This is a genomic window from Georgenia sp., assembly GCF_054605595.1.
In genome coordinates this window covers 24,863-37,303 of sequence record NZ_JBTSDU010000006.1, presented here as the reverse complement: position 1 = coordinate 37,303, position 12,441 = coordinate 24,863, and the positions used below count along the sequence as shown (strand labels likewise).

The window sequence follows — 12,441 nt, the reverse complement described above, 5'->3', positions numbered from 1 at the left end:
TCCGGTGCCGGACACCAACCTCGCCAGCAAGCTGCGCTCCGAGCTCGACCGGGCCGGCTACTACCCCGATCTCGTCGCGGGCGTCATCGACGTCGCCCTCGCCGACGAACCCGTGGTCTCCTACCTGGTCCACCCCGAGACGACGTTCGACGAGAGCGAGGTCTTCCGCCACCTCACCGCCCTCGTCCTGACGCCCGCACGGCTGATCGTCGCGCACGTGGACGACGCCCCGGCCGGCAGCAGCGAGCCGTCCGCGCTGGCCACCACCGAGTCCGTGCCGCTGCGCGAGGTGCGCTCGGTGGCGCTGACCCACGGGGTCAGCGAGCCCGCGCGGGGGCGCAGCATGCGCACCCAGGAGCTCACCGTCTCCATCGGGTGGGGCGCCGTCCAGACGCTCGACCTGCAGCCGGCCACGTGCGGGGACCCGGAGTGCGAGGCCGACCACGGCTACACCGGCACCCTGTCGCCGGACGACGTGCTCGTCCGCGTCAGCGCCCAGGCGGAAGGGGCGGATGCCCTCGCCGCCGCGATCGCCTTCGCCCGCTCGCTCTCCGCAGCCACGGCCGGCGTCCCCGCGCGTCCGTGACGCCGGACCTGCTCGCGCCCACCCCCGAGGCGCGGCACGTGCGTGCGGTGATGTCGGGCGCGCTCGACGCCGTCGGCCTGGCGACCGCCTCGCACGGCCGCACGGGCGCCGAGGACCGGGCCGAGCTCGGCCTGCCCGCCGCCGCGAAGGTGTGCGTGGTGCTCGTGGACGGCCTCGGCCTGCGCCAACTCACCGAGCGGGGCGGCCACGCCCCCTTCCTGCGGGCTCGGCTGCCCGCGGCCCGGACGCTGACCAGCACCTTCCCCTCCACCACGGCCGCTGCGATCACCACGCTCGGCACGGGTGAGCTGCCCGGCGTCACCGGCATGCTCGGCTACACCGTGCGCGACCCGTCCTCGGGCGGGGTGCTCAACCTCATCGGGTGGGACGGCACCACCCTCTCGCCCAAGGAGTGGCAACGCCACGACACCCTCTTCGAGCAGCTCGCCACCCGCCGCGCCGCCGGGGAGGACCTGCCCGGCGTCGTCTCCGTCGGCCCCGCCCGGTTCGTCGGCTCAGGCCTGACCGAGGCGGCGCTGCGCGGCATCCGCAACGCCTCCGCGGAGAAGCTCGCGGACCGGGTCGACACGGTCTGCGCGCAGCTGCGCCGCCCCGACGTCGCCGCGGCGTACCTGTACTGGGGCGACGTCGACCACGCCGGCCACGTGCACGGCTGGGGCTCCTGGCAGTGGGGCGAGGAGGTCGCCGTGCTCGACGGCGAGCTCGCCCGCCTGGCCCGGTCCCTGCCCGCCGGCACCCTCCTGCTGATCACCGCCGATCACGGGATGGTCGACGTCGCCGACCGGGTCGACGTCGCCGCGACGCCGGCGCTCGCGCAGGACGTCGAGCTCGTCGCCGGCGAGCCGCGCGCCAACCACGTCTACACCGCCCCGGGGACCGCGGCCGCGGTGGCCCGCCGCTGGCAGGACACCCTCGGCGACCGCGCCTGGGTGGTTCAGCGCCAGGAGGTCGCCGACCGGGGGCTGCTCGGCGAGATCGCGCCGGACCGGTGGGACACGGTGGGCGATGTCGTCGCCGTCATGCGGGACCGGCACGCCGTGATGGACTCTCGCACGCAGACCCCCGCCTCGCTCGCCCTGATCGGGATGCACGGGTCCCTCACGGCGGACGAGCTCCTCGTCCCGCTGATCGTCGAGGTGGCGTGATGGCGGGCTCGGCCGGGGCGGTGGGCTGATGGCTCAGCTCGTGTTCTTCTCGGGCACGATGGACTCGGGCAAGTCCACGCTCGCGCTGCAGATGGACTACAACCACGCGGCACGTGGGCGCGACGGTCTGATCTTCTCCCGCAACGACCGCGCCGGTGCGTCCGTGCTCTCCTCGCGCCTCGGCCTCGCGGTCCCCGCCGTCGAGGTGCGCGACTCCACGGACTTCTGGAACGAGGTCGTGGACCGCCGCACCCGTGGGGGTCGGATCGACTACCTCATCTGCGACGAGGTGCAGTTCTACAGCCCCGCCCAGGTGGAGCAGCTCGCCCGGCTCGTGGACGAGATGGGTGTCGACGTCTTCGGGTTCGGCATCACGACGGACTTCCGCACCCGCCTCTTCCCGGGGTCCGCGCGCATGCTCGAGCTGGCCGACCGCGTCGAGCGCCTCCAGGTCGAGGCACTGTGCTGGTGCGGGGCCCGGGCCACCCACAACGCCCGCACGGTCGACGGCGTCATGGTGGTCGAGGGCGAGCAGGTCGTCGTCGGGGACACCGCGGTCCGGGCCGGGACCAGCCCGACCGGGCGTGGCGAGATCGGCTACGAGGTGCTGTGCCGGCGCCACCACCTGCGCCAGGTCACCGCCGCCCGCGCGCACACGGGGAGCTTGAGCCCACAGACCCTGCCGCTCGGTGACTGACGGCTCACCCCGTCGAGCGCCACCTCGCACGGCGGCCGAGCGAGCCGCCCGCTTCCGCGCCGGGCCGACGCGTCGCTGCGGTCGAGTGGCCGAACCGACGCGTCACTCCGGCTTCGCGCCGAAGACGATCTCGTCCCAGCTCGGCACGCTGCGCCGCGCCCCCTTGCGCGGCCGGTGCGGCGCGCGCGGGGCCGGATGCTCGACATCCCGGCTCGCGGCGGCGTCGGCCGAGGGGGACAGGTCCGCCGCGGAGCGGCCAGAGGTGGCGGAGCGGCCAGAGGGTGCGCCACGCGTGCCCGCCGCGGTTCGTGTGGTGTCCGGGTCCTGGTCGGCCGGCAGAGCGGGGGTGGTGCCGGGAGCGGCACCCAGGGCGGAGCCGGCCGGGTGCCGACGGCCGCCGGGCACGCTCGGGCGACGGGGGAGCGCGAGGACGTGGGCATCGGTGGCATCCTCGGGCCGCGACGCGGCGGGGTGCGCACCCTGGCCCCAGGGGCCGCCGTCCTCGTCATCGAGATCGAGATCGAGCTCGGGCTGGACCTCGCCGCGCCGGCCGCGGGTGACGGCCAGCTCGGCGAGCAGCGTGTCCGTCGTCGCCGGCTCCGTGGGGGGGTGGGCGGCGCCGTCCGCCGCGCTCTCGCCCGACTCCGGCCCGGAGCGGGGTGAGACGGCCGACGGCGCGGCGGGGCTGCGCAGGTCCCCGACGACGGCGCGCGGGTGTCCGACGGCGGTGAGGTGGCGCCGCGGCGCCGGGACCATCTCGGTCTCGGAGAGCCAGCGGGACTCGTCGTCCATGGCATGGAGGGAGTGGGCACCGAGGTCCACCTGCCAGCGGGCCAGCCGCTCGCGCTCGCCGGCGGCGAAGGAGACCGTGACCTCCCAGGGGCGGCCCGGCCGGCGGACCGCGTCCCACTCGAGGCCCGCGGTGTCGACGCCACGGGCCGCGAGGCGGTCGATGACGAGGTCGCCGAGGGAGGGGGCGTCGGGCTCGTGGCCGATCCGCTGGGCCTGGGCCCGCTGGACGATCCAGTCGCGCTCGGCGAGGACGGGTCCCTCGTACCAGGCGACACGCTCGACGCTCAGACCCGCCCGCTCGGCGACCTCCTCGACGGTGGCCCCGGCACGGATGAACGCCTGGATCTCCTTGGGTGGCAGCATCGACCCACCGGCGGTCCGCAGCGCGCCGAGCGCCGGGCGGTCCCGGCGCACCGCGGCGCGCAGCGCGTCGTCGATGGTGAGGCGATAGCGTTGGCCGTCGGTGTCGGAGAGCGTCAGGTGCTCGCCGTCATCGTGCAGCCCGAGCAGTTCGAGCTCAACCATGGGTCCCCCTTCGAGGTTTCTTCCCCCGAGGGTGCCACCTGGTCCGGGCACCATCGCGGATTGGCCGCGGTGTGTTCGCCGTGGGCTGCTCCACACGTTCCGCACGCACCCTGGAGAGCCACCATGAACGAGTCCACGCCCGCACGGGTCGACGAGCCGCCGGTCGGCGCGCTGATGGCGCTGTGCGAGGAGCTGGCCCGCGAGGCGGGCGACGTCGTCCGGGCCCGCGCGACGGCCCACGTCGAGGTCGCCGCGACCAAGTCCTCGGTCAACGACGTCGTCACCGCGGTCGACCGCGAGGTCGAGGCGCTGCTGCGCACCCGGCTCGCGGCGGTACGACCTGACGACGGGTTCCTGGGGGAGGAGGACGGATACGTCCCGGGCACGTCCGGCCTCACGTGGGTCATCGATCCGGTCGACGGCACCGTCAACTTCGTCTACGGCATCCCGGCCTACTCGGTCTCGGTCGCGGTGGTGCGCGGTGAGCCGGATCCGCGGACGTGGACCGCCCTCGCCGGCTGCGTCCACGCCGTGCCCTCGGGTACGACCTGGACGGCGGGCCACGGCCGCGGGGCGCGGCGCGACGGCACCGAGCTGCGGATCCGGCCGGACGTCCCGCTCGGGCAGGCGCTCGTCGGCACCGGGTTCGGGTACACCGTGGAGCGGCGCGTCGAGCAGGCCGCGGTCCTCGCCCAGGTGCTGCCCCGGGTGCGCGACATCCGGCGGATCGGCTCCGCCGCGATCGACCTGTGCCTCGTCGCCGACGGCGCCCTGGACGCCTACTACGAGCGCGGGCTGAACCCGTGGGACATGGCTGCGGGCTCGCTGGTCGTGCTCGAGGCCGGCGGTGCGGTCCGGGGACTCGCCGGCGCGCCGGCGTCGCCCGCGATGACGGTGGCCGGGCCGGCGGGGCTCGTGGGCGAACTCGTCACCGCTCTGGAGGACGCCGGGGCCTAGGCCGACGCCGGGGGGCCGGCCGAGGATCGTGTGAAGTCACTCACGCGGAGGCCATTATCTACCGTCATCTCTGGGCACGGAACCCTTTCGTGGTGCACAATCCGGTGACCGCGGGAACAAAGCGGCCTGCGGGACGTTTTCCCGGGGTGCAGGCAGAGATGCCGGCAACCCAACCGACACGACGAAGAATCCGGAGCGTGACGCCGAATGGCGACCGACTACGACGCACCGCGCAAGAACGAAGAGGACCTCAACGAGGACTCGATCGAGGAGCTGAAGGCACGGCGCGCCGAGAAGAACTCGGGTGCCGTCGACGAGGACGAGGTCGAGGCCGCCGAAGGTTTCGAGTTGCCCGGCGCCGACCTCTCGGGCGAGGAGCTCTCCGTGCGGGTGCTGCCCCGCCAGGCGGACGAGTTCACCTGCTCCAAGTGTTTCCTGGTCCACCACCGCAGCCAGCTCGCGTACGAGGAGAACGGACAGCTCGTCTGCTCCGAGTGCGCGGCCTGACCACTCAGGCCACCGGCCGGCCCAGCGCGGCCACGAGCTGGGCCGGCCGACGGCTGCACACCAGCCAGTAGGGCGTCGCGTCCCGCGGGTCCGGCACGGTGATCCGCACCGCCGCCGGCATCCACGCGCGATGGCACACGTGTGCGCGCGCGTCGGCGTCCGGGCCGAGCCAGGCGCGCACCCCCGCGGCGTCGAGAACCTCGGCCGTCCCGAGCACCTCGACCGGGATCACCGCGCCGCCGGCCCGCAGGCGCAGCCCGGCGGGCGTCCCGCCGTCGGCGGTGCCTGCCTCGGTCGCGATGGAGACGGTGGGTGAGCTCAGCACGAGTGCGGCGGACACGCTCGCCGCCACCACCGCGCCGACCGCCACCGCCACCACCTGAGCCACCAGCGGCGTCAGCGCCAGGAAGGCGCCGACGCCAAGCAGCAGCGAGACCACGTGCCACCCGGCCGGCGGCGTGAGCCGTTCGGTGAAGATCGGGGTGCTGGGGGCGAGCGGGGTGCCTGAGGTGTTCACGCCCCCACTCTGCCAGCCGGCGCGGTCCGAGCACGGGTAGAGTCGACTCCGCCCCGACACCGGGGCGATTCACCCAGGAGAATCGTGATGAGCCTGTTCCGGCGCCGCAAGACCGCAGACACCGCCGACCCCGCAGCTGCGCCGACGGACGCCGTCGACTCCGAGCAGGGCGACGACGAGACCGGGCACGGCGCCGACCAGCGGGACGCCGACGAGACCGGGCAGGCCGCCGGCCGCGGCCCGTTCGACGTCGACGACGTCCCCGACCTCGGCGCCCGGGTGGACCTGGGTGCCGTGCGGGTGCCCGCGCGGGCCGGGATGCAGCTGCGCCTCGAGGTGGAGAAGAAGTCGCAGCAGATCGTCGCCGTCACCCTCGGGTTCGAGGGCTCGGCGATGCAGCTGCAGGTGTTCGCCGCGCCGCGGACCGTGGGCATCTGGGAGGAGCTCCGCGAGGAGATCTCCGCCTCCGTCGCCAAGCAGGGCGGCACGTCCGAGCGGACCGAGGGGCCGTTCGGCCCCGAGCTCGTGACCCGGCTGCCCGTCAAGGGGGTGGACGGGACGACCGGGCTGCGGCCGGCGCGGTTCATCGGCGTGGACGGAGCGCGGTGGTTCCTGCGTGGCGTCGTCACCGGGAAGGCAGCCGTGGACGGCACTGCGGCCGCCGCCCTCGAGGAGGTCTTCGCCGACGTCGTCGTGGTCCGCGGCAGCGAGGCGCGGGCACCGCGCGACGTCCTCATGCTCCAGGCCCCGGGTCGGCCGAAGGCAGCGGACACGGCCGGAGACGAGACCCCCTCCCTCGACCTGATGCGCCGGGGACCGGAGATCACGGAGGTCCGATGACGCTCGGACAGATCCTCCACCGCCTCACGGCGAGCAGCGAGGAGCTCGACGCCGCCGACGAACGGCGTTCCAGTGCCGCGGCCGGCGCGACGGCGATCGCCGACCTCGTGCCACGCCGACGCGCCACGGTCGCGGGCGTCGTCGGTGCGCTGACCTACCGGCCTCGGGAGAAGACCGCGGCCCTGGTCGTCCAGCTCTTCGACGGCTCCGGCGTCGTCGACCTCGTCTTCCTCGGGCGCCACGATGTGCCCGGTATCGAGCCCGGACGACGGATGGTGGCATCCGGCATGGTGGTGGCCGGTCGGGCCCGCCACGTCATCTACGACCCGGCCTACGAGCTGCTGCCCCGGGGGTCGAGCGCATGAGCGAGCACGACGACCGCACCCCCCAGGCAGTGCCCGACGGCGCGCCCGTCGAACCCGCCCGGTCCGCTGCGGCCGAGGCGGTCGCCGCGTCCGGCCTCAAGCAGATCCTCGGTGCGGACTTCTCCCTCGCGGACTCCATCGGCGGGGTGCGCGGCCTAGTCGAGTCGATGGCGCCCGGCCTCGTGTTCGTCATCGTGTTCGTCGTCACCCGCGAGCTGGTGCCGCCGCTGGTGGCCTCCCTCGTCGTCGCCGTCGTGGCGATGGTGCTGCGCCTGCTCCAGCGCACCTCGCTGACCCAGGCGGTGGGCGGGCTCATCGGTGTGGTGATCGGCGTCGTCTGGGCGTGGCGCTCCGGTGCGGCCCAGGACTACTTCGCGTGGGGGCTGTGGACCAACGGCGCCTACGCCGTCGGCCTCACCGTGACCGTGCTGGCCCGGTGGCCGGCGGTCGGCGTCGTCGTCGCCCTGCTGCGCGGCCAGGACATGTCCTGGCGCAAGGACCCTGGCCAGGCATCGCGGCGGGCCCGCTACGCGCTCACCACCTGGCTGTGGATCGCCATGTTCCTGCTGCGCCTCGCGGTGCAGATCCCGCTCTACCTCAGCGCGGAGGTGGCCTGGCTCGGGACCGCACGGCTGGTCATGGGGTTGCCGCTGTGGGGGCTGACGCTGTGGGCGACATGGGTGCTGGTGCGGGAGCCAGCAGCCGCTGAAGCTCGCTGAGCTCGGTCTCGGCCGCCTCGGACACGACGAGCAGCAGTTCGTCGCCGGCCTCGAGCGTGTCGTCCCGGCTCGGGGCGAACGGTCGTTCCGCACGGATGACCGCCGCGAGCACCATGTCCGGCGGCCAGACGATCTCGCCCACCGGCATGCCCACGACGGGTGAGTCAGCGGGCAGCGTCAGCTCGTGCATGCTCGCCCCGGACTGGTGGAAACGGAAGATGCGCACCAGGTCCCCGACGCTCACGGCCTCCTCGACGAGCGCCGTCATGATCCGCGGCGTCGAGACGGGCACGTCCACGCCCCACGCCTCGTCGAACATCCACTCGTTCTTGGGGTTGTTGATCCGGGCGACGACGCGCGGCACCCCGAACTCCGTCTTGGCCAGCAGCGAGACGACCAGGTTCACCTTGTCGTCGCCCGTGGCGGCGACGACGACGTCGCACTCGTCCACGGCCGCCTCCGCCAGCGTGGCGGGCTCGCACGCGTCGGCCAGCAGCCAGTCCGCCTCCGCGACACTCGCGACCCGCATCGCGGCGGGCGAGCGGTCGATGAGGGTGACCCGGTGCCCGTGGCCGAGGAGCTCGCGGGCGATGGAGCGGCCCACCGAGCCGGCCCCGGCGATGACGACGCGCATCAGTCCTCCTCCTGCACCGGTGGGGACGCCAGCACCCGCTGGGCGGCCCCGATGCGGTCCGTCGCCACCATCAGGTGGACGACGTCGTTCTCCTGCACCACCGACCCGGGGTGGGGCACCATGCCTTGCCCCAGTCGGGTCAGGTAGGCGACCCGGCCCTGCGTGAGTTCCTCGACCCGGTCGAGGCTCTCACCGACCCACGCGGTATGGGTGTCGAACGTCACCAGCGAGACCTGCGACGAGGGGTCCTGGTACTCCGACGAGGCGCCGGTGGGCAGCAGCCGCCGCAGCACCTGGTCGGCCGTCCACCGCACCGTCGCCACGGTCGGGATCCCGAGTCGCTGGTAGACCTCGGCGCGGCGCGGGTCATAGATCCGGGCGACGACGTTGGCCACCCCGAACGTCTCGCGGGCCACGCGCGCGGCGATGATGTTGGAGTTGTCGCCGTTGGAGACCGCCGCCAACGCGAACGCGTCCTCGATGCCGGCCTGGGCGAGGGCGTCCCGGTCGAAGCCGACCCCGGTGACCCGGCGCCCCTCGAAACTGGCCGGCAGCCGACGGAAGGCCTCGGGGTTCTGGTCCACCACCGCCACCGAGTGGCCGTGCGCCTCGAGCTGCCCGGCCAGGGACGCTCCCACCCGGCCGCAGCCCATGATCACGAAATGCACGATGCTGACGCTACCGTGCCGGGCCTAGCATGGTGTCTCGTGCCTGACATCAAGGGAGCCTTCAAGCGAGCGATGGTCGGACGACCGATGCGCAGCGAGCGCCTCGGGTCGACCTTGCTCCCCAAACGCCTCGCCCTCCCCGCCTTCGCCTCCGACGCACTGTCGTCCGTCGCCTACGCCCCCGACGAGGTGCTGCTGACGCTCGCCATCGCGGGTGTGACGGCGACGATGATCTCCCCCTGGATCGGGCTCACCGTCGTCATCGTCATGCTCACCGTGGTGGCGTCCTACCGCCAGACGGTACGTGCCTACCCATCCGGCGGCGGCGACTACGAGGTCGCGACGGAGAACCTCGGCAAGCACGCCGGGCTCACCGTGGCGAGTGCGCTCATGGTCGACTATGTGCTGACCGTCGCGGTGTCCATCTCCTCCGCCGCTCAGTACGTCGCGGCGGTCATCCCCGCCGCCGACGGGCACGAGGTCGGGATCGCGGCCTCCGTGGTCGTGGTCCTCGCCCTGATCAACCTGCGGGGGCTGCGCGAGTCCGGCCGTGGGCTGGCCGTCCCGGTGTACCTGTACATGGCGTCCATCGGGCTCATGGCGCTGGTCGGCCTGTTCCAGGAGGTCACGGGCTCGTTGCGGCCGGCCGAGTCGGCAGGCTTCGACATCCTCCCCGCCGCGGGGTACGAGCAGGGTCTCGTGGGCCTGGCCGGTGCGTTCTTGGTGCTGCGGGCCTTCTCCTCCGGATCGGCGGCACTGACGGGCATCGAGGCGATCAGCAACGGCGTGCCGCACTTCCGGCGCCCGAAGTCGCACAACGCGGCGGCCACGCTGCTCCTGCTGGGCCTGATCTCGGCGACGATGCTCATGGCGGTCCTCTTCCTCGCGCGCGCGACGGGCGTCCGATTCGTCGCCAACCCCGCCGACCAGCTCCTCCTGGACGGCGTCCCGGTGGGGGACGACTACGTCCAGCACCCCGTCATCGGGCAGATCGCCGAGGCGATCTTCCACGACGCGCCGATCCTCTTCGGGCTCGTGACCGTCGTCACCGGTCTCATCCTCGCGCTGGCCGCGAACACCGCCTTCAACGGCTTCCCGGTGCTGAGCTCGATACTCGCCCGGGACGGCTACCTGCCGCGCCAGCTGTACACGCGCGGCGACCGCCTGGCCTTCTCCAACGGCATCCTCGTGCTGGCGGTGGCGGCCATCGTGCTCATCGTCACCTTCAACGCCGAGGTCACACAACTCATCCAGCTGTACATCGTGGGTGTCTTCATCTCCTTCACCGTGAGTCAGACCGGCATGGTCCGGCACTGGACGCGGCACCTGCGGGTGGGCACGGACCCCGCAGAGCGGTCCCGGATACGCCGCGCCCGCGCGGTCAACACCTTCGGGCTGGCGATGACCGGGGTGGTCCTCGTGATCGTGCTGATCACCAAGTTCACCCACGGTGCCTGGATCACGCTGCTGCTCATGGCCGTGCTGTACGTCGGTATGAACGGCGTCCGCCGTCACTACGACGCGGTGGCACAGGACCTCGAGGTGCCCGACGTCGCGGCGGCTCGCGCGCTGCCCTCCAGGGTGCACGGCATCGTGCTCGTCTCCAAGCTGCACCAACCGGCGATGCGGGCGATCGCGTACGCCCGGGCCACCCGCCCGAGCACCCTCGAGGCAGTCACGGTCGAGGTGGACCCGGCGGAGACGGAGACGCTTCGGCGCACCTGGGAGGGTGCGGACATCCCAGTGCCGCTCACCGTCCTCGACGCACCGTTCCGCGACGTCACCCGCCCCGTGGTCAACTATGTCCGGTCGGTGCGGCGGGAGTCGCCGCGCGACCTCGTGGTGGTCTTCGTGCCCGAGTACGTCGTCGAGCACTGGTGGGAGCGGCTGCTGCACAACCAGAGCGCGGCCCGGGTCAAGGGGCGCCTGCACCGCGTGCCCGGCGTGATCCTGGCATCGGTACCGTTCCAGATCCACGAGGCCGACGATCTCGGGGCGCACCTGGTCCAGGACGAACCATGACCGACCCACGGGCGAGCGCCCGACCATGACCGACCCACGGGCGAGCGCCCGACCATGACCGACCCACGGGCGAGCGCCCGACCATGACCGACCCACGGGCGAGCGCCCGCAGGACGAGGAGAGCCGTGACCCGGACCGGACCGACCGAGAGCCCTGACGGGGCGGTGGAGCGCGACGAGGGGCTGGAGGTCACGGTCGGGCCGCCGGCCCACGGCGGCCACTGCGTGGCGCGGCTGGGCGAGCGCGTCGTCTTCGTCCGGCACGCCTTGCCGGGGGAGCGGGTACGACTGGCCGTGACGGAGCGCCGGTCCAAGTACTGGCGCGCCGACGCCGTGGAGATCCTCGAGCCCTCCGCCGACCGGGTGTCGAGCATCTGGCCCGAGGCCGGGCCCGGTGGTGTCGGTGGGGGAGAGCTGGCGCACGTGGCCTTGCCGGCGCAACGGGCCTGGAAGACCGCAGTGCTCGCGGACACGCTGCGCCGCATCGGCGGCGAGCGGGTCGCGGCCGACGTCGCGGCCGCGACCGGCGGTGACGTCCCGGTGACCGCCCTGCCCGGGGACGACGCCGGTGGCGGCGTCGGCACCCGGACCCGAATCGAGCTCACCGTGGACAGCGGCGGCCGCGCCGGTATGTACGGCTTCCGTAGCCACGATGTCCGCGCCCTGTCCGAGATGCCCCTCGCCGACCCCCGGCTCACCGAGCTCGGTCTGCTCGGGCCCGGCTCGCCGTGGCGGCGTGTCTGGCACCCGGGTGCCCGCATCGAGGCCATCGCCCCGAGCGTGGGGGAGCCGATGGTGATCGTGGACGGCACACCCGTGACGCTGCGCCGTGCCCCCGGGCCGGCGCGCCGGGCAGTGCGTGAACGAGTGGTTACCACGCTCGGCGAGCTCGACTACCGCGTGAGCGGCGGAGGGTTCTGGCAGGTGCACCGAGAGGCGCCCCGCACCCTCGTCGAGGCGGTGCTCGCGGCGGCCGGCGCACAGCCCGGTGCCCGCGTCCTCGAGCTGTACTCCGGGGCTGGGCTGCTGACGCTGCCGCTGGCGCGGGCGGTGGGCGACGATGGCGGCGTCGTCAGCCTCGAGGGTGCGGAAGCGTCCGTCCGGGACGCCCGGCGCAACCTGTACCAGCACGCCGGGGTGCGTCTGCACCACGGGCGGGTCGACGCCCGGTCGGTGGCCGGGCTCGGTGCCGGCAGCGACGTCGTCGTCCTCGACCCGCCGCGGGCCGGCGCCGGGGCCGGGGTGATGGCCGCGATCGCCGAACTGGCGCCGTCCCGCATCGTGCACGTCGCGTGCGACCCGGCCGCGCTCGCCCGAGACCTGCGGAGCGCGCGCGAGCACGGGTACGTCGTCGACTCGATCGCCGGCTTCGACCTGTTCCCGCACACGCATCACATCGAGGTGACCGCCCGGCTCCGGCGAGCCTGACCGCCCACGCCGTGCATGT

At 73.7% G+C, this 12,441-nt stretch carries 14 protein-coding genes; 10 read left to right on the top strand and 4 right to left on the bottom strand.

From position 1 onward, the window contains the following. Nucleotides 1-4: 4 nt before the first annotated feature. The 3 genes from ACYC1Z_RS01700 to ACYC1Z_RS01690 are packed head-to-tail and all read left to right on the top strand — an operon-like array spanning nt 5 to nt 2,449. A complete protein-coding gene (locus ACYC1Z_RS01700) occupies nt 5-586 on the top strand; it encodes a DUF5998 family protein (RefSeq protein ID WP_461407826.1) in 582 nt (193 codons plus the stop codon). Further along, the gene (locus ACYC1Z_RS01695) at nt 583-1,752 is read left to right on the top strand and encodes an alkaline phosphatase family protein (RefSeq protein ID WP_461407825.1); all 1,170 of its coding nucleotides are present in this window, start codon (nt 583-585) and stop codon (nt 1,750-1,752) included. The genes ACYC1Z_RS01700 and ACYC1Z_RS01695 overlap by 4 nt, the downstream gene beginning before the upstream one ends. Before the next feature lie 28 nt (nt 1,753-1,780). Continuing rightward, the gene (locus ACYC1Z_RS01690; protein ID WP_461407824.1) at nt 1,781-2,449 is read left to right on the top strand and encodes a thymidine kinase; all 669 of its coding nucleotides are present in this window, start codon (nt 1,781-1,783) and stop codon (nt 2,447-2,449) included. Nucleotides 2,450-2,551: 102 nt separating this feature from the next. Here ACYC1Z_RS01690 and sepH read toward each other — a convergent pair whose 3' ends face one another. Further along, a complete protein-coding gene (gene sepH / locus ACYC1Z_RS01685; RefSeq protein ID WP_461407823.1) occupies nt 2,552-3,766 on the bottom strand; it encodes a septation protein SepH in 1,215 nt (404 codons plus the stop codon). A gap of 123 nt (nt 3,767-3,889) precedes the next feature. Between sepH and ACYC1Z_RS01680 the strand changes: the two genes are divergently transcribed. After that, nucleotides 3,890-4,723, top strand: a complete 834-nt coding sequence (locus ACYC1Z_RS01680) for an inositol monophosphatase family protein (RefSeq protein ID WP_461407822.1) — start codon at nt 3,890-3,892, stop codon at nt 4,721-4,723. A gap of 207 nt (nt 4,724-4,930) precedes the next feature. After that, on the top strand, nt 4,931-5,230 hold the full coding sequence (locus ACYC1Z_RS01675; protein ID WP_461407821.1) for a DUF4193 domain-containing protein: 300 nt from the start codon (nt 4,931-4,933) through the stop codon (nt 5,228-5,230). Between the two features lie 4 nt (nt 5,231-5,234). On the opposite strand, the gene ACYC1Z_RS01670 is transcribed toward ACYC1Z_RS01675, so the two are convergent. Beyond that, nucleotides 5,235-5,747 carry a DUF3093 domain-containing protein gene (locus ACYC1Z_RS01670; protein ID WP_461407820.1) on the bottom strand — a complete coding sequence of 171 codons (513 nt, stop codon included), beginning with the start codon at nt 5,745-5,747 and terminating at the stop codon, nt 5,235-5,237. 87 nt (nt 5,748-5,834) lie between these two features. Between ACYC1Z_RS01670 and ACYC1Z_RS01665 the strand changes: the two genes are divergently transcribed. From ACYC1Z_RS01665 to ACYC1Z_RS01655, 3 genes are read left to right on the top strand one after another with little or no spacing between them, the layout of a single operon-like run. Continuing rightward, the gene (locus ACYC1Z_RS01665) at nt 5,835-6,587 is read left to right on the top strand and encodes a DUF3710 domain-containing protein (protein WP_461407819.1); all 753 of its coding nucleotides are present in this window, start codon (nt 5,835-5,837) and stop codon (nt 6,585-6,587) included. After that, complete coding sequence (locus ACYC1Z_RS01660; protein ID WP_461407818.1) at nt 6,584-6,952, top strand: OB-fold nucleic acid binding domain-containing protein; 369 nt, start codon at nt 6,584-6,586, stop codon at nt 6,950-6,952. Before ACYC1Z_RS01665 ends, ACYC1Z_RS01660 begins: the two co-directional genes overlap by 4 nt. Beyond that, a complete protein-coding gene (locus ACYC1Z_RS01655) occupies nt 6,949-7,671 on the top strand; it encodes a DUF3159 domain-containing protein (protein WP_461407817.1) in 723 nt (240 codons plus the stop codon). Before ACYC1Z_RS01660 ends, ACYC1Z_RS01655 begins: the two co-directional genes overlap by 4 nt. Here the strand turns inward: ACYC1Z_RS01655 and ACYC1Z_RS01650 are convergent. Continuing rightward, complete coding sequence (locus ACYC1Z_RS01650) at nt 7,589-8,305, bottom strand: potassium channel family protein (protein ID WP_461407816.1); 717 nt, start codon at nt 8,303-8,305, stop codon at nt 7,589-7,591. The genes ACYC1Z_RS01655 and ACYC1Z_RS01650 overlap by 83 nt on opposite strands. After that, the gene (locus ACYC1Z_RS01645; protein WP_461407844.1) at nt 8,305-8,958 is read right to left on the bottom strand and encodes a potassium channel family protein; all 654 of its coding nucleotides are present in this window, start codon (nt 8,956-8,958) and stop codon (nt 8,305-8,307) included. Before ACYC1Z_RS01645 ends, ACYC1Z_RS01650 begins: the two co-directional genes overlap by 1 nt. A 54-nt stretch (nt 8,959-9,012) precedes the next feature. Here ACYC1Z_RS01645 and ACYC1Z_RS01640 point away from each other — a divergent pair, with 54 nt between their 5' ends. Together ACYC1Z_RS01640 and ACYC1Z_RS01635 are read left to right on the top strand one after the other, a co-directional pair. Then, the gene (locus ACYC1Z_RS01640; protein WP_461407815.1) at nt 9,013-10,995 is read left to right on the top strand and encodes an APC family permease; all 1,983 of its coding nucleotides are present in this window, start codon (nt 9,013-9,015) and stop codon (nt 10,993-10,995) included. A gap of 83 nt (nt 10,996-11,078) precedes the next feature. Beyond that, a complete protein-coding gene (locus ACYC1Z_RS01635) occupies nt 11,079-12,422 on the top strand; it encodes a class I SAM-dependent RNA methyltransferase (RefSeq protein ID WP_461407814.1) in 1,344 nt (447 codons plus the stop codon). The last annotated feature ends 19 nt before the right edge of the window (nt 12,423-12,441 follow it).

Coding starts and splice junctions, on each gene's coding strand:
- ACYC1Z_RS01635 (WP_461407814.1), top strand. CDS start 11,079: ATGACCGACCCACGGGCGAGCGCCCGCAGGACGAGGAGAGCCGTGACC.
- ACYC1Z_RS01665 (WP_461407819.1), top strand. CDS start 5,835: ATGAGCCTGTTCCGGCGCCGCAAGACCGCAGACACCGCCGACCCCGCA.
- ACYC1Z_RS01675 (WP_461407821.1), top strand. CDS start 4,931: ATGGCGACCGACTACGACGCACCGCGCAAGAACGAAGAGGACCTCAAC.
- sepH (WP_461407823.1), bottom strand. CDS start 3,766: ATGGTTGAGCTCGAACTGCTCGGGCTGCACGATGACGGCGAGCACCTG.
- ACYC1Z_RS01650 (WP_461407816.1), bottom strand. CDS start 8,305: ATGCGCGTCGTCATCGCCGGGGCCGGCTCGGTGGGCCGCTCCATCGCC.
- ACYC1Z_RS01660 (WP_461407818.1), top strand. CDS start 6,584: ATGACGCTCGGACAGATCCTCCACCGCCTCACGGCGAGCAGCGAGGAG.
- ACYC1Z_RS01680 (WP_461407822.1), top strand. CDS start 3,890: ATGAACGAGTCCACGCCCGCACGGGTCGACGAGCCGCCGGTCGGCGCG.
- ACYC1Z_RS01655 (WP_461407817.1), top strand. CDS start 6,949: ATGAGCGAGCACGACGACCGCACCCCCCAGGCAGTGCCCGACGGCGCG.
- ACYC1Z_RS01690 (WP_461407824.1), top strand. CDS start 1,781: ATGGCTCAGCTCGTGTTCTTCTCGGGCACGATGGACTCGGGCAAGTCC.
- ACYC1Z_RS01645 (WP_461407844.1), bottom strand. CDS start 8,958: ATGGGCTGCGGCCGGGTGGGAGCGTCCCTGGCCGGGCAGCTCGAGGCG.